Source organism: Agrobacterium tumefaciens (genome assembly GCF_005221385.1).
Taxonomy (GTDB): Bacteria; Pseudomonadota; Alphaproteobacteria; order Rhizobiales; family Rhizobiaceae; genus Agrobacterium; species Agrobacterium tomkonis.
Genome location: NZ_CP039904.1, coordinates 873,350 through 894,378, shown reverse-complemented (window position 1 = coordinate 894,378; position 21,029 = coordinate 873,350). Strand labels below are relative to the sequence as shown.

The 21,029-nt window shown below is 59.4% G+C and carries 20 protein-coding genes; 14 read left to right on the top strand and 6 right to left on the bottom strand.

Features of this window, described 5'->3' with window-relative positions; all coding sequences use genetic code 11:
- Positions 1–7: 7 nt before the first annotated feature.
- Complete coding sequence (locus CFBP6623_RS19300) at positions 8–1,012, bottom strand: ABC transporter permease (protein ID WP_046800041.1); 1,005 nt, start codon at positions 1,010–1,012, stop codon at positions 8–10.
- Between the two features lie 103 nt (positions 1,013–1,115).
- Positions 1,116–2,081: a substrate-binding domain-containing protein gene (locus CFBP6623_RS19295; RefSeq protein ID WP_046799993.1), complete on the bottom strand. Its 966-nt coding sequence runs from the start codon at positions 2,079–2,081 to the stop codon at positions 1,116–1,118.
- A gap of 148 nt (positions 2,082–2,229) precedes the next feature.
- On the opposite strand from CFBP6623_RS19295, the gene CFBP6623_RS19290 reads away from it, so the two are divergent.
- On the top strand, positions 2,230–3,270 hold the full coding sequence (locus CFBP6623_RS19290; RefSeq protein WP_046799992.1) for a LacI family DNA-binding transcriptional regulator: 1,041 nt from the start codon (positions 2,230–2,232) through the stop codon (positions 3,268–3,270).
- Positions 3,271–3,279: 9 nt separating this feature from the next.
- Here the strand turns inward: CFBP6623_RS19290 and soxG are convergent, their stop codons facing one another.
- From soxG to CFBP6623_RS19270, 4 genes are all read right to left on the bottom strand, one after another.
- On the bottom strand, positions 3,280–3,828 hold the full coding sequence (gene soxG / locus CFBP6623_RS19285; protein ID WP_046799991.1) for a sarcosine oxidase subunit gamma family protein: 549 nt from the start codon (positions 3,826–3,828) through the stop codon (positions 3,280–3,282).
- Positions 3,821–6,784, bottom strand: a complete 2,964-nt coding sequence (locus CFBP6623_RS19280; protein ID WP_062653034.1) for a sarcosine oxidase subunit alpha — start codon at positions 6,782–6,784, stop codon at positions 3,821–3,823. Before CFBP6623_RS19280 ends, soxG begins: the two co-directional genes overlap by 8 nt.
- Positions 6,781–7,056 (bottom strand): sarcosine oxidase subunit delta, encoded by a 276-nt coding sequence (locus tag CFBP6623_RS19275; RefSeq protein ID WP_046799989.1) that lies wholly within the window; start codon positions 7,054–7,056, stop codon positions 6,781–6,783. The genes CFBP6623_RS19280 and CFBP6623_RS19275 overlap by 4 nt, the downstream gene beginning before the upstream one ends.
- Before the next feature lie 78 nt (positions 7,057–7,134).
- Positions 7,135–8,385, bottom strand: coding sequence for a sarcosine oxidase subunit beta family protein (locus CFBP6623_RS19270; protein WP_046799988.1), 1,251 nt, complete (start codon positions 8,383–8,385; stop codon positions 7,135–7,137).
- 90 nt (positions 8,386–8,475) lie between these two features.
- Between CFBP6623_RS19270 and CFBP6623_RS19265 the strand changes: the two genes are divergently transcribed.
- From CFBP6623_RS19265 to CFBP6623_RS19205, 13 genes are all read left to right on the top strand, one after another.
- Complete coding sequence (locus tag CFBP6623_RS19265) at positions 8,476–9,456, top strand: GlxA family transcriptional regulator (protein ID WP_046799987.1); 981 nt, start codon at positions 8,476–8,478, stop codon at positions 9,454–9,456.
- 29 nt (positions 9,457–9,485) lie between these two features.
- Complete coding sequence (locus CFBP6623_RS19260) at positions 9,486–10,166, top strand: helix-turn-helix domain-containing protein (protein ID WP_046799986.1); 681 nt, start codon at positions 9,486–9,488, stop codon at positions 10,164–10,166.
- Positions 10,167–10,262: 96 nt separating this feature from the next.
- A complete protein-coding gene (locus tag CFBP6623_RS19255) occupies positions 10,263–11,168 on the top strand; it encodes a class II glutamine amidotransferase (RefSeq protein ID WP_080842857.1) in 906 nt (301 codons plus the stop codon).
- Positions 11,169–11,206: 38 nt separating this feature from the next.
- Positions 11,207–11,893, top strand: coding sequence for a GXGXG domain-containing protein (locus tag CFBP6623_RS19250; RefSeq protein WP_046799984.1), 687 nt, complete (start codon positions 11,207–11,209; stop codon positions 11,891–11,893).
- 16 nt (positions 11,894–11,909) lie between these two features.
- Positions 11,910–13,238, top strand: a complete 1,329-nt coding sequence (locus CFBP6623_RS19245) for an FMN-binding glutamate synthase family protein (RefSeq protein ID WP_046799983.1) — start codon at positions 11,910–11,912, stop codon at positions 13,236–13,238.
- Between the two features lie 85 nt (positions 13,239–13,323).
- Positions 13,324–14,631 (top strand): type III glutamate--ammonia ligase, encoded by a 1,308-nt coding sequence (gene glnT / locus CFBP6623_RS19240; RefSeq protein WP_046799982.1) that lies wholly within the window; start codon positions 13,324–13,326, stop codon positions 14,629–14,631.
- Between the two features lie 89 nt (positions 14,632–14,720).
- On the top strand, positions 14,721–15,605 hold the full coding sequence (gene purU, locus CFBP6623_RS19235) for a formyltetrahydrofolate deformylase (RefSeq protein WP_046799981.1): 885 nt from the start codon (positions 14,721–14,723) through the stop codon (positions 15,603–15,605).
- Positions 15,606–15,762: 157 nt separating this feature from the next.
- Positions 15,763–16,458: a GntR family transcriptional regulator gene (locus CFBP6623_RS19230; protein WP_046799980.1), complete on the top strand. Its 696-nt coding sequence runs from the start codon at positions 15,763–15,765 to the stop codon at positions 16,456–16,458.
- A gap of 183 nt (positions 16,459–16,641) precedes the next feature.
- Positions 16,642–17,502: a transporter substrate-binding domain-containing protein gene (locus CFBP6623_RS19225; RefSeq protein ID WP_052760237.1), complete on the top strand. Its 861-nt coding sequence runs from the start codon at positions 16,642–16,644 to the stop codon at positions 17,500–17,502.
- 75 nt (positions 17,503–17,577) lie between these two features.
- Positions 17,578–18,267, top strand: a complete 690-nt coding sequence (locus CFBP6623_RS19220; protein WP_046799979.1) for an amino acid ABC transporter permease — start codon at positions 17,578–17,580, stop codon at positions 18,265–18,267.
- Between the two features lie 29 nt (positions 18,268–18,296).
- Positions 18,297–19,028, top strand: a complete 732-nt coding sequence (locus CFBP6623_RS19215) for an amino acid ABC transporter ATP-binding protein (protein WP_080843233.1) — start codon at positions 18,297–18,299, stop codon at positions 19,026–19,028.
- Positions 19,029–19,126: 98 nt separating this feature from the next.
- Positions 19,127–20,305 carry an iron-containing alcohol dehydrogenase gene (locus tag CFBP6623_RS19210; protein ID WP_046799977.1) on the top strand — a complete coding sequence of 393 codons (1,179 nt, stop codon included), beginning with the start codon at positions 19,127–19,129 and terminating at the stop codon, positions 20,303–20,305.
- 117 nt (positions 20,306–20,422) lie between these two features.
- Entirely contained in the window at positions 20,423–21,025 is a 603-nt protein-coding gene (locus CFBP6623_RS19205) for an amino acid synthesis family protein (protein WP_046799976.1), read from the top strand.
- The last annotated feature ends 4 nt before the right edge of the window (positions 21,026–21,029 follow it).

Below are 21,029 nucleotides of genomic sequence, written 5' to 3'. Positions count from 1 at the left end.
TCTTGCCTCACTTCTTCTTCGGCGAATAGGTGAGCGCCATGACACGGAAGGTGTTGTTCATCAGCACTGCCAGAAGCAGCATGACGCCGATGATGAGGCTCGACCAGTTGCGGTCAAAGGCGGTGAAATAAATGCCCTGATTGACGATGGCGAAGGTGATGGTGCCGAGAAATATGCCGATCACCGAACCGAAGCCGCCGGTCAGCAGCACCCCGCCCACGACGACCGCGATGATGGAGTTGAAGATGAAGGTCATGCCGGCCGAAACCTGGGCGACATTGAAGAGGATCGCCTGACAGACACCGACGAAGGAGGCGCTGACGGAGGAAAGGACAAAAAGCGTCACCGTCAGCTTGTCAGTGGGAATACCGGCGTTGCGGGCGCTCACGCGGTCGCCGCCCATGGCGAAAATCCAGTTTCCGAAGGGTGAATAATGGACGTAGAAGATATAGATCGCCGTCAGCAGCAGCCACCAGATGATACTCACCTGAAAACTGCCGCCGATAAACTGTCCGAACAGGAATTTGGCGATGGGGCCGGATTGGGCGGGGCTGAGCGCCACGCTGGTCGTTCCGGTCAGCAGCACGGAAAAGCCGAGGATCAGCCCCTGCACCGCAAAGAGCGTGCCGAGTGTGACGATTAAGGATGGCACCACGGTTCTTATGACCAGAAAGCCGTTGATCAGCCCGACGAGCACTCCAAGGCCAAGCGCGCCGATGATGCCAAGCCAGATCGGCATGCCATAATAACCGGTGATGATGGCGACCGTCAGCGCACCGGCCGGGATCATCGCGCCGATGGAAATATCCAGCTCGCCGGAAATCATCAGCAACCCGACGGGAATTGCGACGATGCCGAGATTGGCGGCGACATTCAGCCAGCTTGCGGCGCCGGCCGGTTTCAGGAATTCGATGCTGCCGAAGACAACAAAGAAGGCAAGAACGAAAACAAGGCCAAGAAAGGCACCTGATTCCGGGCGACGCAGAAGGTCGCCCAAAGAGAGATTTTTCACGTCGTTCACTCCACTATTGACCCTGGGTTTTGCGGGGATGCCCTTGCCTGCCGATCCCGAACGCCGGCATTGCCGGGTGTCGGGATCGGGCGCGGATCATCGCTCAGCGCGCACCCTTGGCGACGCCGGCAAGCGTGGCCTGGATGTTGGATTTGTCGACGATGTTGGGGCCGGTCAGCACCGGCGCGGTCGGCAGATCGGTTCCGAAATCGATGGCTGAGGCCAGAAGCGTCACCGCCAGCAGCGATTGCAGATAGGGCTGCTGGTCGATTGCAAAACCCTGTGTCCCGTCCTTGATGCGGTCGAGGCCGGACTGGTTGAGGTCGAAGGTCCCGAGCAGGGCCGTTTCGGTTTTGCCGGCCTGCATCACGCCAATGGCGGCTGAATCCGCGTCACCCGCCGAAATGGTGAGGACGCCGTCAATCTTGCTGTCCTGAAGCAGCGTCGCCTTGATCGCCTCGGCGACAGCGGTGGCATCGCCAAAGCTGGTGGCGGGCAGCGGCAGCTGCTTGCCGCTGCCGCCGGCCTTGGTGATGCCGTCCAGAACACCCTTGCATCTGGCTTCGAGATTGGCGGCGCCCGGGACGGTGTTGACGCAGATGACGTTCTTCTTGCCCTGCTTGGCGAAATATTCGCCACCGGCGACGCCCGCCAGATATTCATCGGAGCCGACATAGTTGATCGCACCGAGTTCCTTCGCCTTTTCATGGCCGCCGGCATTCATGAGAATGACCTTGATGCCGGACTTGATGGCTTCGCGGATCGCCGGGTCCTCGCCTTCCGGCACCCAGTTCGGAATGACGAGACCATCGACCTTCTGGCTGACGGCGGTCTGGATGAGCTGCACGACATCAGGCGCGAAATTGTCATAGGTCTGCAGACGCAGGTAATTGACCTTGCCGCCATTCGCCTCGACCACGAGGCGCGCGTCATCCACGCCCTTTTTGATGAGGTTCCAGAACGCATCATCGTTTTTACCGCCGACAACGGCGATGTTGGCCGCAGACGCGCCGCATGCCATCACCAGCGATGCCGCGCCCGCTATAAGAAATTTCTTGAAATATGCCATTGTTTCCTCCCTGCCCATTCTCCCGATGGGCCAAAATGACAAGATGATTTATATCTTTCATTTTCCTGAGAATGGAATTTATATTTCATTTAATGTTGCATTTCATATCATTCCGTGTCATTCATCGATGATACAATTGTGAGGCGCCATGAACCGACCCACCATTACCGATCTTGCGAAAGCCGCCGGCGTCAGCATCTCCACGGTCAACCGGCTGCTGCACGGTTCGACCGCCGTGCGTCAGGATACGATCGACCAGATTCTCAAGGCTGCAGAGGAGATCGGTTTTTATGGTCTCGGCACCATCAAGGACCGGCGTCGTGAGGCCATGCCCCACTACAGGCTTGGTTTCCTGCTGCAGCAATCCCATCGGCCGCTCTACCGGTTGTGGGCGGAAGGGATCGTCGCGGCGGCACGTCAGAGGCCGGACAGCGTTATCGAGCCGGATGTGGTTTTCGAGGACGATCTTTCGCCCGAGGCCGTTTCCGCCAATCTCCTGAAGATGGGCAAAACCTGCAGCGCCATTGCGGTGGTGACGGCCGATCATCCGCTCGTCAGCCAGGCAATCGACGAGTTGCGGGGCAGGGGCGTTCCCGTGGTAACCTACGTGTCCGATCTATCGGCGGCGAGCCGCGCGGGTTTCGTCGGCACCGACAGCTGGAAACGGGGCCGCACGGCGGCATGGTTCCTCAGCCAGACGGTGAAGGGCGAGGGTGTGGTCGTGCCGCTGATCGGCAGCAACCGTTATCAGTGTCAGGATGTTTCGGATGCCAGCTTCCGCTCCTACATGCGCGAGAACACGCCTGAATTGCAGGTGGCGGAAACGCTGCTAACTTTCGAAGAGCCTGAAAATGCCTATGTGATCATCCGCGACATGATCGCTGCTGAACCCGGCCTCCGGGGGATCTATGTCAATGGCGGTGGCATATCCGGCGTTCTTAGGGCGCTTCGGGAACTGCCGGTGGAAAGGCAGCGCAGCATAAAGATCGTCTGCAACGATATCGGCCCGGAAACGCGCAAGGGCCTGAACGAAGGGCTGATTACCGCCTCGCTGCCGCTTCCCCTCGACAGGATGCCGCAGCAATTGATCGATGTGATGTTACGGCGCGTCGAGAATGGGGACACATCCTCCGTCGAACAGCGGATCGTTCCGTTTGAAATCCTGACGCCCGAGAGCATCTGGACATAGCCGATAGGATCACTGGAATTCGAGGCTCATCCGGGCAAGATCGTCCCACAGGCTTTCGGCAAAACCGCGCAAAACGATGACTTCGAACACCTGCCCGTCAAGCCGGGTGAGATGGGCGGCGATATGGCCGATCAGCGTCGTGGCGGAGCGTCCCACCGGAAAAGCGGCGATGGAAAGATCGACCGCCGTTCCTTTTGCCAGCACCCGCTCGGCCATTCTGCCTTCGACTCGGATTCGTACGCGCCCCTGGCTCTGGTCCACACCCGTTGCCTGCGGTTCAAGCGCCGCAAGAAACGTCTTCATGTCCGCGTGAGACAGCGGCTGTTCGCCGACGATGAACCACTGGCCGGGAGAGACCGCCCGCACATCGCCTTTTGCGAGACTGGACAGGCGGACTTCCATATCCGCTGCACCGGGCGCGGCCAGCACATGGATGATTGCGCCTTCCGCCAGGGGAGAGAGCTTGATGGTGGTGGAAGCAATTGCTCCCTTTTTGCCCAGCACCGGGCGCAGGGTCGGCCGGAAACCAGATTTGAAATCAGGCTTGAAATCAGACATGGAGCTTCTCGTTCTCAGGGTCGAAGAAAACCGGATTGCACAGGCGCGCGGCGGTGAATTCATTGCGCAGACCGTTCCAGACCACGACTTCCTCGCCATGCCGCGCGGGGCCATTCTTGACGAGGGCGAGGCCGATGGTGGAACCGAGATGGGGTGAGAACGCGCTTGAGGTCACATAGCCCTGATCGTTCTCCAGCGTTGCCGCTGCATCCTTCGCAAGAATATGCGAGCCGGTGCGGAAGGACTGGTTTTTATCAAGCGGCACGACGCCGACGAGGCTCGGACGGTCGGCGGCGGAAAGCCCCTCGCGCTCCAGCATCCGCCGGCCAATGAAATCGGCCTTGGTGGCAGAGACCATTTTGGCAAAGCCGAGATCGGCGGGCACCACCGTGCCATTGATCTCGTTATGGGTGACGTGGCCCTTTTCGATGCGCAGCACACCGAGCGCCTCAACGCCATAAGGCATGATGTTCTCGGACTTGCCCGCCTCCATCAGCGCATCGGCAACGCTTTCACCGTAACCGGCGGGGACGGCGAGCTCGTAGGCCAGTTCGCCGGAGAAGGAAATCCGGAACAGGCGCCCGTGCAATTGCCCGCCAAACAGCGAGATTTCTTTGGCCGCAAGAAAGGGGAAGGCCTCATCGGAAATATCCTCATCGAGGATTCTTTGCAGAATGGTACGCGCCTTCGGCCCGGCAATCGCCATCTGCGCCCATTGGTCGGTGACGGAGGCAAGCCGCACGTCGAGATCCGGCCAGAGTGCCTGGGCGCAGAATTCCAGATGGTTCATGACACCTGCCGCATAGGCCGTGGTGGTCGTCATGAAGAAACGGTTTTCCTCCAGCCGGCTGGTGGTGCCGTCATCATAGATCATGCCATCTTCACGCAGCATCAGGCCATATCGCGCCTTGCCGACCGGCAGTTTCAGGAAAGCGTTGCAATAAACCCGGTTGAGGAATTCGGCGGCGTCCTTGCCGCAAATCTCGATTTTGCCGAGCATCGATACATCGCAGAGGCCGGCATTTTTCCGCACATTCAGAACTTCGCGGTCAACGCTTTCCCGCCAGCCGTTTTCGCCGCTGCGGGGAAACCAGGAGGAGCGATACCAGAGCCCGGTTTCAACGAAGATGGCCCCATTCTTTTCGGCCCAGCCATGCAGCGGCGATTTGCGCACAGGCTGGAAATGCTGACCGTGATAGGCTCCCGTCAGTGCGCCAAAGGAGACGGGTGTGTAGAACGGCCGGAAGGTGGTGGTGCCGACATCTGCCGGGGAAACGCCGCGCGCCTCGGCCAGCAGCCCGATGGCATTGACGTTGGAAAGCTTGCCTTGATCGGTCGCCATGCCGTTTGTCGTATAACGCTTGGCCAGTTCGACATGGCCGTAACCTTCGTTGACGGCAAGGCCAAGATCCTTGCGATGGACATCATTCTGGTAATCGACAAAGGCTTTGGCCTTGATGCCGGGGATGGACCAGAGCGCCTTTGCGGGCCGGGCGACGACATCGTTTTCCACGACGCCGAATGTCGGTGTGGTCGCTGCAAAACCGAGATCCTGCGCAAGCGCCGCGCCCTTTCGCGCGCCATCCTCAAGGCAGGCGGCGATGCCGTTTATCGCGGACACCGCTCCGGCGAGTTCGAGCCCCTTGAGACTGGCGGGTGCAAGGAAGGCAACATTGTCTTCTGACCAGACCGGTTTTCCACCGCGATGGCAGGCAAGATGGATGATGGGGCTGAAACCGCCCGACATGGCCAGCGCATCGATATTCATGCTCTCCGTGCGGCCATTGGCATAAATCTCTATGGCGGACAGCGCCTTGCCGCCTTTTGCATTCGAGACGACTCCACCTTTGATAACACGCGCCTTGCCTTCGTAGCCCGGATTACCCTGCTCGCGACTATCGATGATGGCGGCGAGGGTGACACCCTGTGCTTCCAGATCGCGGGCGAGCGCATAACCGCTGTCGTTGGTGGTGAAAATCGCCGTCGCCGTGCCGGGGCTTACGGCATAACGGTTGAGATAACTGCGCATGGCGCCGGCCATCATCACACCGGGAATATCATTGCCCCCGAAGACCAGCGGCCGTTCTTCCGTGCCGGCGGCGAGCAGCGCACGCTTGGCGACGATGCGCCACAGGCGCTCCACCGGCACATGCGCTTGCGGGTGGGTCACATGTTTTTGCACACGCTCAAGCGCGCCGAAGACATTGCCGTCGTACCAGCCGAAGGCAGTGGTGCGCGTCAGCACCGTCACATTCGGCAAGGCTTCGAGTTCGGCGACACATTGCGCCGCGAAATCGGCAGCGCTCTTGCCGCCGATGATCGCGGTTTCGGAAAGGAGCCCGCCGCCTGCCATGGAATGTTCATCGACAATGATGACGCGCGCACCATGACGTCCTGCGGCAAGGGCAGCGGCCAGCCCCGCCGCGCCGGAACCGATCACCAGCAGATCGCAATGCGCCCAGCATTTGTCATAGGTATCCGGATCCGCCTCGTAACTCGCCTTGCCGAGACCGGCGGCTTTGCGGATGAAGGGCTCGTAGATTTTTTCCCAGAAGGCGGCGGGCCACATGAAGGTCTTGTAATAGAAACCCGCGCCGAGGAAGGGCGAAAGAAGGCCGGTCAATGCGCCGATATCGAAATCGAGTGAGGGCCAGCGGTTCTGGCTTCTCGCTTCCAGCCCGGCATAAAGCTCCTGCATGGTGGCGCGCGTGTTCGGTTCGGTACGGCCACCGCTGCCGATGGTCATCAGGGCGTTCGGCTCGGCGGCACCCGCCGTCAATATGCCGCGCGGGCGGTGATATTTGAAACTGCGCCCGACGAGTTGCTGACCATTGGCGAGCAGGGCAGAGGCGAGGCTGTCGCCCTCAAAGCCTGACATCGGCTTGCCGTCGAAGGTGAAGGAAAGCGGTTTGGAACGGTCGATCAGACCGCCGGTCTTCAGGCGGTTAGCGCTCATGCGTTTGTCACTTTCGTCTTGTCGGCGGCGTCGCGGCAGGCGGATATCTCATGGGTGGCGGTATCGCGGGCGACGACCAGCCAGCGGCGACAGCCGGATGTGTGGTGCCAATATTCCTCATAGGCGCCGCGCGGATTGTCGCGCAGATAGACATAATCGAACCATTCCTCCGCGCCGGCATCGGCGGCGGGCCTTTGAAGGGCTGCGCCCTTGATGGTGAATTCTTCCTTGGGTCTTGGCCCGCAATGCGGGCAGGGCACGAGACTTGCCATTTCAGATGTCCTTGATCCGCCAGATAGCGGGATGGCGAAAAGTGTGAGCGGTTTTTCGCCTGAAATCCCGCTACAGATTTAGTGAAGGTTGGGCTGGGCGCCCTGGCCCTTTTCATCGATGAGGTATCCACGCCGGAAACGATCCAGCCGAAATGCGGTCGCCGTTTCCTGCGGTGTGCCGCGTGCGAGAAGATGGGCGAAGCAGAAACCGGAAGCGGGCGTCGCCTTGAAGCCGCCGTAACACCAGCCGGCATTCAGGTAGAGATTGTCGATCGGGGTCTGGTCGATGATCGGCGAACCGTCCATCGACATATCCATGATGCCGCCCCAGGAGCGCAGAACCCGGACGCGGGAGAGTGCCGGTATCATCGCCTTGCCAGCTTCCGCCACATGTTCGACCGTCGCCAGATTGCCGCGCTGGGCATAGGAATTGTAGCCGTCTATATCGCCACCGAAGACGAGGCCGCCCTTGTCCGATTGCGAAACGTAAAAATGGCCTGCGCCAAAGGTGACGACGCCATCGATGAAGGGTTTCAGGCCTTCCGAGACGAAAGCCTGCAGCACATGGCTTTCGATCGGCAGTTTCAACCCGGCCATGGCGGCCACCTGCGATGAGTTGCCCGCTGCCGCCAGCGCCAGCTTGCCGCAGCCGATGAAACCCCTGTTGGTCTCGACACCCACGACACTGCCGTTTTCGCGGCGAATGCCCGTCACTTCGCAGCCCTGGATAATATCGACGCCTCGGCTGTCTGCACCGCGTGCATAACCCCAGGCCACGGCATCATGCCGCACGGTGCCGCCGCGCCTTTGCAGCAACCCGCCCTGAACTGGAAAGCGGGCATTGTCGAAATCGAGAAACGGCAGCATTGCCTTGACCGAGCCGCGATCCAGAAGTTCAGCATCGACACCGTGCAGCCGCATGGCATTGCCGCGCCTTGTATAGGCATCGCGCTGCGCATCCGAATGGAAGAGGTTCAGCACGCCGCGCTGGGAAACCATGGCGTTGAAATTGAAATCCTGCTCCAGCCCTTCCCACAGCTTCATCGAGAGCTCGTAGAATGGGTTGTTGCCCGGCAGCAGGTAATTGGAGCGGATGATTGTGGTGTTGCGGCCGACATTGCCGGAGCCGATGTAGTTTTTTTCCAGCACTGCGATATTGGTGACGCCAAATTCATTGGCAAGGTAATAGGCCGTCGCCAGCCCATGCCCGCCGCCGCCAACGATGATGACGTCATAATGCGGTTTCGGTGACACATCCCGCCATGCGGGCTTCCACGCTTTGTTGCCAAAAAGGCCGTTCTTGAAAATGGAAAAGGCGGAATAGCGCATCTGGCGTACCTCGAACGATATCGTGCAAGCTTATCGACGTCGTTCGAAAGATCATTGCAGATTAGGGACATTATGATTTAAAAAAGAGACATGACGACAATCGAGCAGAAGAACGCCCAGCGCATTGGTTTCATCCTGGTTCCGAATTTTGCGTTGATGTCCTACGCCTCGGCGGCGGAGCCGCTACGGGCCGCCAATCTGATCGCCGGAACCGATCTTTACGACGTGGTTCCCCTGTCTTTCGACGGGGAAGCCGTCAGGAGTTCGTCCGGCATCATTGTTGGCTGCGAGGCACTTGCCGCCGGAGGGGATCGATGCCACACGATTTTCGTCTGCGCGGGCGGCGGACCGCAGGACTGGACCGTTGCGGAAAATTCCTACGGGACGTTACGGCGGCTGGCGCGGCAGGGTGTCAGGATCGGGGGCATTTCCAGCGGCGCCTATGTGCTGGCAGCGGCGGGATTGCTGGAAAACCGCGATTTCACGATTCACTGGGAGCATGCGCCGGTGCTGAAAGAGGCCTTTGGCCATCTCACGCCTCGACAGGCGCGGTTTGTTTTCGATGGAGACCGCATCACCTGCGCCGGCGGCGTTGCCCCCCTCGACATGATGCATGCGATGATCTCGCAGAGAATGGGTGCTCATTTCGCAAGGCGCGTCAGTGACTGGTATCTGCACACGGCGGTGGCCGAACCCGGCGCGCCGCAGCGTGGCTCCTCGGCGGAACGCCATGGCACCAACCATCCGGCTCTACTGACCGTGCTGGAAAAAATGGAAACCACCATTGAAAGCCCGCTCGACCGGCAAACCGTGGCGAAGCTGGCAGGAACCAGCGCGCGTCACCTCGACCGGCTTTTCGCAACCCATCTGAAAACGACGTTTCTGGAAACATATCGCGCGATCCGCCTCGATCACGCCCGGCGACTTCTGGAGCAAAGTCCTCTTTCCATCGCGGAAGTTGCCTTCGCGACAGGCTTCTCCAGTGCGGGGCATTTTTCAGGAAGCTTCAAGGCTCGCTTTGGTCACACACCGAATGCACTGCGGATAAAGATTTCCTCCGAATTAAAATAGTTTTCCTGTAAGGAAGAGAAAATACGATAATGCCGGAGAACCCCATGGCGAAGGACACCCCCAAGACCGAACAAGCGCAGTTCCTGTCGCAGGATCCGCATGCCGTTCGTGAGCCGAGGGTCAACAATCTGGAAATGGCGATCGGCCATGAGGTGCGCGCCTATCGCAAGAAACTCGGCATCACGGTCACCGATCTCGCATCGGCCACCGGCGTTTCCGTGGGCATGCTCTCCAAGATCGAAAACGGCAATATCTCCCCGTCGCTCACCACGTTGCAGACGCTCTCCAAGGCGCTGGGGGTGCCGATCACGGCCTTCTTCCGCGGTTTCGAGGAACCGCGCAGCGCCACCTTCGTCAAGGCAGGGCAGGGCGTGAACATTGACCGCAGAGGCACTCGCGCCGGTCATCAATACAGCCTGCTCGGCCATATCGACAACAATACCAGCGGCGTTACCGTCGAACCCTATCTCATCACGCTTACCAAAGACTCCGATGTATTTCCGACCTTCCAGCATGAGGGCATGGAGTTTCTCTACATGCTGGAAGGCGAGGTGGTTTATCGCCACGGCGAGCAGCTTTTCACCATGCAGGCGGGCGACAGCCTGTTTTTTGACGCCGATGCGCCGCACGGGCCGGAGGAATTGGTGAAGCTTCCCGCCCGTTATCTGTCGATCATTTCCTACCCGCAAAGGCGGCTGGGCAATGATTGATAGTTTGCCTTAGAAGAAAAAAATATTCCTGATAGTTGACGAAATGGAATTCCATATGTTAGCCCTTCATTCAGAAACGAATGGAGGTGCCTGTCGATGTGCGGCATTGTTGGACTATTCCTGAAAGATAAAAGCCTTGAACCGCAGCTGGGTCAGCTGCTTTCGGATATGCTGGTCACGATGACCGATCGCGGCCCGGATTCCGCCGGCATCGCGATCTACGGAAGTGTTGTCGATGGCCGGGCGAAAGTGACCATACAGTCGGCCGATCCGGCTGCCGATTTTTCCGGCCTCGCCGAAGCGCTGAAGGAAAGCGGCGTCGATGCCGTGATCACGGTGAAAAGCACTCATGCTGTTCTCGATATTCCCGCCGAGAAGCTGGATGGTATACGTCCGGCTCTTTCCGCAATTCGTCCGAATGTGCGCGTGATGGGTTCCGGCGACAGCGTCGAAATCTACAAGGAAACCGGTCTTCCGAAGGATGTCGTCACCCGTTTCGACGTGCGCTCCATGGCGGGCACCCACGGCATCGGCCATACCCGCATGGCGACGGAATCGGCGGTGACGACGCTTGGTGCGCATCCCTTCTCCACCGGCGCCGACCAGTGCCTGGTGCATAATGGCTCGCTCTCCAACCACAATAATCTGCGCCGCGAACTGGTGCGCGAGGGCATGACGTTCGAGACCCAGAACGACTCGGAAGTCGCCGCTGCCTATCTCACGGCTGAGATGGCCAAGGGCAAGGATTTAGGCGAGGCGCTCGAGGGTGCGCTGGATGATCTCGACGGTTTCTTCACCTTCGTCGTCGGTACCAAATCCGGTTTCGGCGTGGTGCGTGATCCCATCGCCTGCAAGCCGGCTGTCATGGCCGAGACCGATCAATATGTCGCTTTCGGCTCCGAATATCGCGCGCTGGTCAATCTGCCCGGCATCGAAAATGCCCGTGTCTGGGAGCCTGAACCGGCGACCGTCTATTTCTGGGACCATGAAAAGGCCGTCTGAGACCCGTTCATCGGCGTATATTGCGAAAGTCATAATCCATGCCAGTTTTCGATCTCTCTCACACGCCATTGCGTGAACTCAACAAGGCGCTCCACGGCCTTTCCTCGGGCGCGAACGACACCGAATTCGAAGTCATCAATCCGCGCGGCCACCATGCCGTCGCGGTGGGTATCGACAGTCCTGTGACGGTCGATGTCCACGGTTCGGTTGGTTATTATTGCGCCGGCATGAATGATGGCGGCACCGTCACCGTGCACGGCTCGGCCGGGCCGGGTGTCGCTGAGAACATGATGTCCGGCACGGTCGTCATCGAGGGCGACGCCTCGCAATATGCCGGCGCGACCGGTCGCGGCGGGCTTCTGGTCATCAGGGGCAATGCCGCTTCCCGCTGCGGCATTTCCATGAAGGGCATCGATATCGTCGTGAAGGGCAATATCGGCCACATGTCCGCCTTCATGGGCCAGTCCGGCCATCTCGTCGTCTGCGGCGATGCGGGCGATGCGCTGGGCGATTCCCTTTATGAAGCGAAGCTTTTCGTGCGCGGTTCCGTGAAGAGCCTGGGTGCCGATTGCATCGAGAAGGAAATGCGGCCTGAACATCTGGAGAAGCTTGCCGAACTTCTGGAAAAGGCCGGCGTCACCGATGTCAGTCCCAGTGAATTCAAGCGCTACGGCTCGGCCCGCACGCTCTACAATTTCAACATCGACAACGCCGACGCGTATTGAGGCGAGGGATTTTCCGATGAGCTATCACAACCCTTTCACCCCGCCGCGCAAATCCGCAACATTCGACGACCATACGCTGGCGGAAATCCGCCGCGCGGCTGCGACCGGCATCTACGATATTCGCGGTGCGGGCACCAAGCGCAAGGTGCCGCATTTCGACGACCTCCTGTTTCTCGGCGCGTCCATCTCGCGTTATCCGCTCGAAGGCTATCGCGAGAAATGCGATACGACCGTGACACTCGGCACGCGCTTTGCCAAAAAGCCGATCACGCTGAAAACGCCGATCACCATTGCCGGCATGAGCTTCGGTGCGCTTTCCGGCAACGCCAAGGAGGCGCTCGGCCGTGGCGCGACCATCGCCGGCACCTCCACCACGACGGGCGATGGCGGCATGACGGATGAGGAGCGCGGTCACAGCCAGACGCTGGTTTACCAGTATCTGCCCTCGCGTTATGGCATGAACCCGAAAGACCTGCGCCGTGCGGACGCCATCGAGGTCGTGGTCGGCCAGGGTGCGAAACCGGGCGGCGGCGGCATGTTGCTTGGCCAGAAGATTTCCGATCGCGTCGCCAATATGCGCAATCTGCCGAAAGGCATCGACCAGCGTTCCGCCTGCCGTCATCCTGATTGGACCGGTCCGGACGATCTGGAAATCAAGATCCTCGAACTGCGCGAAATCACCGACTGGGAAAAGCCGATCTATATCAAGGTCGGCGGCGCGCGGCCCTATTACGACACGGCGCTGGCGGTGAAGGCCGGTGCCGATGTGGTGGTGCTTGATGGCATGCAGGGCGGCACGGCCGCCACGCAGGATGTCTTCATCGAAAATGTTGGCATGCCCACGCTTGCCTGCATTCGCCCCGCCGTGCAGGCGCTTCAGGATCTCGGCATGCATCGCAAGGTGCAGCTGATCGTCTCCGGCGGCATTCGTTCGGGTGCTGACGTCGCCAAGGCGCTGGCGCTCGGCGCCGATGCGGTTGCGATTGGAACGGCGGCGCTGGTGGCGCTCGGCGATAATGATCCGCATTGGGAAGCAGAATATCAGAAGCTCGGCACAACAGCAGGCGCTTATGATGACTGGCATGAGGGCAAAGACCCCGCCGGCATCACCACGCAGGACCCGGAGCTTGCCGCGCGTCTCGATCCCGTCGCCGCCGGCCGCCGCCTTGCCAATTATCTGAAGGTCATGACGCTGGAGGCGCAGACCATCGCGCGCGCCTGCGGCAAGAACCATCTCCACAATCTGGAGCCGGAAGATCTGGTGGCGCTGACGATGGAGGCTGCGGCAATGGCGCAGGTTCCGCTGGCGGGAACAAACTGGTTCCCGGGGAAAGGCAGCTTTTAAAACAAAAAGATCGGACGGACGCATTTGGGAGGATGTGTCCGTCTTTTTTCGATGAAGTGTCTGATACCAAAAAAAGGGGAATGACGTGACACTGGACCTCTCCAAATTTGCTGCCGAAAAGGGCATCAAATATTTCATGATCAGCTATACCGATCTCTTCGGCGGCCAGCGCGCCAAGCTGGTTCCGGCAGAAGCGATCGCCGATATGCAGAAGGGCGGCGCAGGTTTTGCCGGTTTCGCCACCTGGTTCGATCTGACGCCGGCCCATCCTGATCTTTTCGCCGTACCCGATGCTTCGTCGGTCATCCAGCTGCCCTGGAAAAAGGATGTCGCCTGGGTCGCCGCCGATTGCGTCATGGAAGACCAGCCGGTGGAACAGGCGCCGCGTGTGGTCCTGAAAAAACTCATCGCGGAAGCAGCGGGCGAGGGGTTAAGGGTCAAGACCGGTGTCGAGCCGGAATTTTTCCTGATCTCGCCGGATGGCGCGAAAATCTCCGACGAATACGACACGGCGGAAAAGCCGTGCTACGACCAGCAGGCGGTGATGCGCCGTTACGATGTGATCGCCGAGATTTGCGATTACATGTTGGAGCTGGGCTGGAAACCCTACCAGAACGACCATGAGGATGCGAATGGCCAGTTCGAGATGAACTGGGAATATGACGATGCGCTGCAGACCGCCGACAAACATTCCTTCTTCAAGTTCATGGTCAAATCGGTTGCTGAAAAGCATGGGCTGCGCGCCACCTTCATGCCGAAACCGTTCAAGGGGCTGACCGGCAATGGCTGCCATGCCCATATTTCAGTCTGGGACCTTGAAGGCAAGGTCAACGCCTTTGCCGACAAGGCAATGCCTTTTGGGCTTTCCGCCAAAGGCAAGACGTTTCTTGGCGGTATCATGAAACATGCGTCGGCTCTTGCAGCGGTTACCAATCCGACGGTCAATTCCTACAAGCGCATCAACGCACCGCGCACCATTTCGGGCGCTACCTGGGCGCCGAATACGGTGACATGGACCGGGAATAACCGCACCCATATGGTGCGCGTACCGGGGCCGGGGCGGTTCGAACTGCGCCTGCCGGATGGCGCGGTGAACCCCTATCTGCTGCAGGCCATCATCATCGCCGCCGGCCTCTCCGGTGTCCGCTCCAAGGCCGATCCCGGTCCGCACTACGATATCGACATGTATCGCGAGGGTCACAAGGTCACGGATGCCCCGAAGCTGCCGCTCAATCTTCTCGATGCGCTGCGCGAATATGAGAAGGATGCGGAATTGCAGCAGGCGCTGGGCGTCGAATTCTCCAAAGCCTATCTCAAGCTCAAGCAGGGTGAGTGGAACAGCTATTGCGCGCAGTTCACCGCCTGGGAGCATCAGACCACGCTCGACGTCTGAGTTCGGTTTTCCCCGCCGCCCTTGCGGCCCTTCCCGCGCTCGTCAAACAGCGCGGGTTTTTCCCTTATTGATGACAGAGAGAACGCCAGATGACGAATTTCGTCCTGACCGTAACATGCAAGTCCACCCGTGGCATCGTCGCCGCCCTTTCCGGCTTTCTGGCCGACAAAGGCTGCAACATCGTCGACAGCTCGCAGTTCGACGATCTGGGTACGGGCCGCTTCTTCATGCGTGTGGGATTTATCTCCGAAGAGGGGGCAAAGCGCGATGCGCTCATGGCCGGGCTTGCGCCGATCTCCGAAAAATTCGGCATGGAGGTGGCGTTGCACGACCAGTCCGAGCGGATGAAGGTTCTGCTGATGGTCTCGCGCTTCGGCCACTGCCTGAATGACCTGCTGTACCGCTGGCGCATCGGGGCTCTGCCGATCGATATTGTTGGCGTCGTCTCCAATCACTTCGATTACCAGAAGGTCGTCGTCAACCACGACATTCCCTTCCACCACATTCCGGTGACCAAGGAAAACAAGCCGCAGGCCGAAGCCCGGATCATGGATATCGCCGAAAGCACCGGAACGGAACTCATCGTGCTCGCCCGTTACATGCAGGTGCTTTCGGATAGAATGTGCGAGGCGATGTCGGGAAAGATCATCAATATCCACCACTCCTTCCTGCCATCCTTCAAGGGCGCCAACCCCTACAAGCAGGCTTATCAGCGCGGCGTGAAGCTGATCGGTGCGACTGCGCACTATGTGACTGCGGATCTGGACGAAGGCCCGATCATCGAGCAGGATATCGTGCGCATCACCCACGCCCAGAGTGCGGAAGACTACGTGTCGCTTGGCCGCGATGTGGAAGCGCAGGTGCTGGCGCGCGCCATTCACGCGCATATCCACCATCGCACCTTCATCAACGGCAGTCGAACCGTGGTGTTTCCTCCCGGTCCCGGCTCCTATGCCTCGGAAAGAATGGGATAAGGTTTTCTGGCGCTACGGCAGGCGGTCCTGCCGCACGTCTGCTGTTGCCATAAACATGATGCGCGGCTAAATAAGTTGGTACGCCATAATATCAAGAGCCAGAACCCGCTTCTGCGTGCGGCGAGCGCAGGCGGGATGTGCCAGACGAGGTGATACCATGACCGGTGCTTTGCAGGGAACTGCCATTCGCGTTGAACGTCCGACGAAGACGCTGAGGGAACTCGCGCTCGACAAGGTGCGGGACGCCATCGTGAACGGGTACTTCCGTCCGGGAGACCGTCTCGTGGAGCGTGATCTCTGTGCCCAGCTCGGTGTTTCCCGCACCATCGTGCGCGAGGTTCTGCGGCATCTGGAATCCGAAGGGCTGGTGGCGAACCTGCCGAACAAGGGTCCGATGGTCGCGCTGCTCGATCTCGATGAGGCGAAGCAAATCTACGAAATTCGCGGTGCGCTGGAGGGAATGGCGGCGCGCCTTTGCGCCGAACGTCGCGATCCCGCCATCGTCGAGGCGCTGGAAGTTTCGCTGAAGCACATCCGCGAAAGTTATGTTGCGAAGGATATGCCAGGCGTGCTGGCGCATACTTCGTCCTTTTACCAGACGCTGTTCAGCAAGATCGACCGGCATGTCGCCTGGGGCGTCGTCAATCTGCTGACGGTTCGGATCAACCACCTGCGCTCCATGACCATCAAGACGAAAAGCCGGGACACCGACGGTCCGGCGCAGATGGAAAAGATTGTTGAGGCGATCCGAAAGGGTGACGGGGATGCCGCCTACAAAGCCGCGCTCGATCACGTCACGAGTGCTTGCGCCATCGCCGAAGCTGTTCTCACGGCGCAGAAAGCCGCCGACTGACGGTTTTCGGCACTCTATCGTCTTATTCTTGCGGTTGCCCTGCCGGGAGCCGCAAGCTTATGCTTTTTTGATTTTATCGTTATTTTTCAATATTTTAGAAAAATCCTCGACCGCTTCTTGACAGGGCAAACCGTTTGGTGTGATGGTATGCCATAATAAATAATATAAAGAGCGGAGCTTAATATGAACTGGAATCCGATTTCCCGGAAATGCACAGCCGTGCGCGCCAAAACCTTTACGGCGGGCGTTGCCATCACTCTTTTTGCCGGTGCCGCCGTCGCTCAGGACTGCACGCCGAAAATATCCGACGATCATCTCATCAAGCCCGGCCACCTGGTGATGGCCACCAGCCCGACCCTGCCGCCCATGGCCTATGCCGATCAGCAGGGCGTATTGAAGGGACTGCGCATCGAACTGGGCTATGAGATCGCCAAACGGCTTTGCCTGAAGCCGGAATATATCAGCACCGAATATGCGACCATGGTGCCGGGCCTGCAGGGTGGCCGCTGGGACATGATCAATGCCGGCCTGTTCGTGACGGCAGAGCGGCGCAAGATCCTGTTCATGATCCCCTATGAAAACCTCGCCATCAGCATTTCCACGGCGGTCGGCGCGTCCCAGCCTATCACCAAGGTCGATGATCTCGCCGGCAAGGCCGTCAGCACCGATATTGGCGGTTATGCCGAGCGCAAGATCAAAGAACTGAACGAAGACTTCAAGAAGCGCGGTCTGGCGCCAATGACCATCAACCTGTTCGACAACTACGCGACGGTTTATCAGGCGTTGCGCGCCGGCCAGGTGCAGGCGGCGGTATCGATCGATCCGGTTGCCAAACAATATCAGGACCGCGGCGAATTCACCCATGCGCTTTCCGGCATGTATCCTACACCCGGCTCGCTTTCCTTCGGCAACAAGGACGTCGCCGACGCCGTTTCAGCCGCTCTGAAGGAGATGAAGGCCGATGGCGCGCTGGAGAAGCTGATGGGCGGTTATGGCGTCAGCATTGCGCCGGGCGATCTCGCCGTTCTCGGCCCGGAAGGCTGAATTCCATCCATCTGAACAGTCATCGCGGCGGGAAAGCTCTCGCCGCGACCGTTCCCGCATGAATTGGAGAAAGACGTGAAGGGTTGGAACTGGGAAGGTTTCTTCGAATATCTGACGAATTATTATCTGTTCGAGGGCGCGCTGGTGACGCTCGGCCTCACGGTTTTTGCCATGACGGCGGGTCTTGCACTGGGCTTTGTCATCGCGGTGATGCGCATGTCGAAATACCGGTTCCTGTCCGGGCCGGCCTATTTCTACACCTGGATCTTTCGCGGCACGCCGCTTCTGGTGCAGCTCATCATCATCTATACCGGTCTGCCGCAGATCGGCATCAAGCTGACGGTTCTGCAATCAACGCTGATCGGCCTGTCGCTCTGCGAAGCAGCCTATCTGTCGGAAATCGTCCGGGCAGGCATCGCCGCCGTTCCAAAGGGCCAGATCAACGCGGCCCGTGCCATCGGGATGACTGAGGCGCAGGTGATGCGTTACATCGTTGCGCCTCAGGCCTTCCGCATCATCATTCCGCCGCTTGGCAACTCCGTCAACGGCGTGCTCAAAACGACGTCGATCGCCTCGATCATTTCCATGGAAGAGCTTCTGCGCCGCACGCAGGTACTCATTCAGGAAAAGTTCCTGGTTCTTGAGCTCTTTATGGTCGCAGCCCTTTATTACCTCGCCATGACGACCGCCTGGGAACTTATCCAGCGCCGGATCGAAAAGCGGTTCGGCAAGGCCTATGGCCCCATGTCAACTGACGTGCATTAAGGAACGGTCCGATGTCGCAAGCAATCAGCATGATCGAACTACAATCCGTCAACAAATGGTACGGCCCGAATTTTCAGGTTCTGACCAATTGCAGCCTGAATGTCGCCAAGGGCGAAGTTGTCGTGATCTGCGGGCCTTCCGGTTCCGGCAAATCGACGCTGATCAAATGCGTCAATGCGCTGGAGACGATCGGCAACGGCGTCATCACGGTCAACGGCGTGGAGGTGACAGATCCGAAGACCGATATGCCGAAACTGCGCTCCAAGGTGGGCATGGTGTTTCAGCATTTCGAACTTTTCCCGCATATGACGATCCTTGAAAATCTCTGCATCGGGCAGGAGAAGGTTCTGGGCCGTTCACCGGCGGAAGCGCTTGCCAAGGCAAATGCCCTTCTCGAACGGGTGGGGTTGACGGCGCATGCCAAGAAATATCCCGGCCAATTGTCGGGTGGCCAGCAGCAGCGCGTTGCCATTGCCCGCGCGCTGGCGATGGACCCGGTCGCCATGCTGTTCGATGAGCCGACATCGGCGCTCGATCCGGAAATGATCAACGAGGTGCTCGACGTCATGGTTTCGCTGGCGCAGGAGGGCATGACGATGATGGTGGTAACCCACGAGATGGGTTTTGCCCGCAAGGTGGCGGACCGCATCGTCTTCATGGATGGCGGCGAGATCGTTGAGATCGGTGAGGGCGACAGCTTCTTCACCCATCCGAAGACGGAGCGCGCCCGCTCGTTCCTGTCGAAAATCCTGGCGCACTAGGCTCATGTCTGCCTGAGCGGGATAACCATATTCCGCTTCAGGCCACATGGCCTTCGGCCGTTCCGAACAACGCAGAATGAGAGTGGCGGAGAACTGCAATGATAAACCGTGTCCTGATGCCCCGCGAAATGTTGATCGGCGGCGGCAGCCGCTTCCGATTGCCTGCCATGCTGAAATCGCTCGGGGTTAATCGTCCTCTGCTCGTCTGTGACCCCGTGATGCAGAAGCTCGGCCATGCCGATGCGCTTTTGCAGGCGCTTCCAGGCGAAGGCATAGACGGCGCCATTTTCTCCGAGGTCGTTGAGGACCCCACGGACATATCGATCACTGCTTTGGTGAAGCGCATTTCCCAAGGTCGTCATGATGGTCTTGTCGCCCTCGGCGGTGGTAGCGCCATGGATACCGCAAAGGCAGGCGCCATCGTCGCGACCAGCGGTGAAGACTTGCGTGCACTGAAGGTGCCGCGGATCGTGGATTTCGCCGTCATGCCGGTGATTGCTATCCCCACCACCGCTGGCACCGGATCGGAAGTGACACGCGCCGCCGTCGTCACCGATACGGTCGCGAGCGAAAAAATGCTGATCCTCGGTACCGCAGCTTTGCCGGTCGCCGCCATCATCGATTACGAGCTGACGCTGAGCTGCCCTTACCGCGTCACCGTCGATACTGGCATCGATGCGCTGACCCATGCGCTGGAGGCGCTGGTCAACCGCAACGGCAATGCCCATTCCGAAGCGCTGGCGCTTTCCGCGCTGAAGCTGATTGGGGCAAATCTTGAGAAGGTGGCTAATAATCCTGATGACCGGGATGCGCGTGAAGCGATGATGCTGGGCGCAACCCATGCCGGGCTTGCCGTCTCCAATACATCGACTGCGCTGATCCATGGTCTCAGCCGGCCGGTCGGTGCTTTTTTCCATGTGCCACATGGCATGTCGAATGCGATGGTGCTGCCACTGGTCACGCAGTTTTCGCTGAATTCCGCTTTGCCGCATTATGCCGCCGCCGCCCGCGCGCTGGGTTGTGCCAGCGCGGCGGATAGCGACCAGATTGCCGGCACGAAGCTGGTGGAGGCCTTCATCGGCCTGAACAGGCGGCTGAAGGTGCCGACCCCGCAAGAGTTCGGCATCGACAGGAGCCGCTATCTCGAACTGTTGCCTGAAATGGTGCGCCAGGGCCTCGCTTCCGGCACGCCGGCAAATAACCCCCGGGTGCCCACAGTTGCCGAAATGACGCGTCTGTATGAGCTTGCCTATGACGGACGCATCGCGGAATTTTAAGTCGTAACACGTTGTTAAATTTCAAGATTTTCGATTTTTCAAACGAAAATCACCCGGCCCTTGACAGCAATGTATTATGGCATACCATAAGACATCATATTTACGGAGAAAACGCCCATGTCCATCCAGATCCGCAAGACCTTGCTGCAGGTCGAAACGACGTTGATTGAGGGAGGCAAGACTGCCGCTACGCCCTTGAAGCTGTTCAGCGCGATTGCGGTCGTGAAAAACCCCTGGGCAGGCAAAGGCTTCGTGGAAAACCTGAAGCCGGAAATCCATGCGGGCGCGCCGGTGCTCGGTGAGTTGCTGACGAAGATGATCCTCGATGCCGTCGGCTCGGGCGAGGCGGTGGAGGCCTATGGCAAGGCAGCGGTTGTCGGTCTCGACGGTGAGATCGAGCATGCGTCCGCGCTCATTCACACGCTGCGGTTCGGCAATCACTATCGCCAGGCGGTTGGCGCGAAATCTTACCTGGCCTTCTGCAACACCCGTGGTCCGGGCAATGCACCGATCATGATCCCGCTGATGGACAAGAATGATGAAGGCCGCCGTTCGCATTATCTGACCATTCAGACCGCCATTCCCGATGCCCCGGCCGCCGATGAGATCGTCGTCGCACTCGGCGCTTCGGTTGGCGGCCGGCCCCACCACCGCATTGGCGACCGTTACCAGGATCTGCAGGATCTCGGTCAGGATGTTGCCAACCCGGCCGGCGTTTGAGGGT

Excerpts from the sequence above, each read along its gene's own strand:
- CFBP6623_RS19295 (WP_046799993.1), bottom strand. The coding sequence starts at position 2,081 with ATGGCATATTTCAAGAAATTTCTTATAGCGGGCGCGGCATCGCTGGTG.
- CFBP6623_RS19290 (WP_046799992.1), top strand. The coding sequence starts at position 2,230 with ATGAACCGACCCACCATTACCGATCTTGCGAAAGCCGCCGGCGTCAGC.
- soxG (WP_046799991.1), bottom strand. The coding sequence starts at position 3,828 with ATGTCTGATTTCAAGCCTGATTTCAAATCTGGTTTCCGGCCGACCCTG.
- CFBP6623_RS19280 (WP_062653034.1), bottom strand. The coding sequence starts at position 6,784 with ATGAGCGCTAACCGCCTGAAGACCGGCGGTCTGATCGACCGTTCCAAA.
- CFBP6623_RS19275 (WP_046799989.1), bottom strand. The coding sequence starts at position 7,056 with ATGGCAAGTCTCGTGCCCTGCCCGCATTGCGGGCCAAGACCCAAGGAA.
- CFBP6623_RS19270 (WP_046799988.1), bottom strand. The coding sequence starts at position 8,385 with ATGCGCTATTCCGCCTTTTCCATTTTCAAGAACGGCCTTTTTGGCAAC.
- CFBP6623_RS19265 (WP_046799987.1), top strand. The coding sequence starts at position 8,476 with ATGACGACAATCGAGCAGAAGAACGCCCAGCGCATTGGTTTCATCCTG.
- CFBP6623_RS19260 (WP_046799986.1), top strand. The coding sequence starts at position 9,486 with ATGCCGGAGAACCCCATGGCGAAGGACACCCCCAAGACCGAACAAGCG.
- CFBP6623_RS19255 (WP_080842857.1), top strand. The coding sequence starts at position 10,263 with ATGTGCGGCATTGTTGGACTATTCCTGAAAGATAAAAGCCTTGAACCG.
- CFBP6623_RS19250 (WP_046799984.1), top strand. The coding sequence starts at position 11,207 with ATGCCAGTTTTCGATCTCTCTCACACGCCATTGCGTGAACTCAACAAG.
- CFBP6623_RS19245 (WP_046799983.1), top strand. The coding sequence starts at position 11,910 with ATGAGCTATCACAACCCTTTCACCCCGCCGCGCAAATCCGCAACATTC.
- purU (WP_046799981.1), top strand. The coding sequence starts at position 14,721 with ATGACGAATTTCGTCCTGACCGTAACATGCAAGTCCACCCGTGGCATC.
- CFBP6623_RS19230 (WP_046799980.1), top strand. The coding sequence starts at position 15,763 with ATGACCGGTGCTTTGCAGGGAACTGCCATTCGCGTTGAACGTCCGACG.
- CFBP6623_RS19225 (WP_052760237.1), top strand. The coding sequence starts at position 16,642 with ATGAACTGGAATCCGATTTCCCGGAAATGCACAGCCGTGCGCGCCAAA.
- CFBP6623_RS19215 (WP_080843233.1), top strand. The coding sequence starts at position 18,297 with ATGATCGAACTACAATCCGTCAACAAATGGTACGGCCCGAATTTTCAG.
- CFBP6623_RS19210 (WP_046799977.1), top strand. The coding sequence starts at position 19,127 with ATGATAAACCGTGTCCTGATGCCCCGCGAAATGTTGATCGGCGGCGGC.
- CFBP6623_RS19205 (WP_046799976.1), top strand. The coding sequence starts at position 20,423 with ATGTCCATCCAGATCCGCAAGACCTTGCTGCAGGTCGAAACGACGTTG.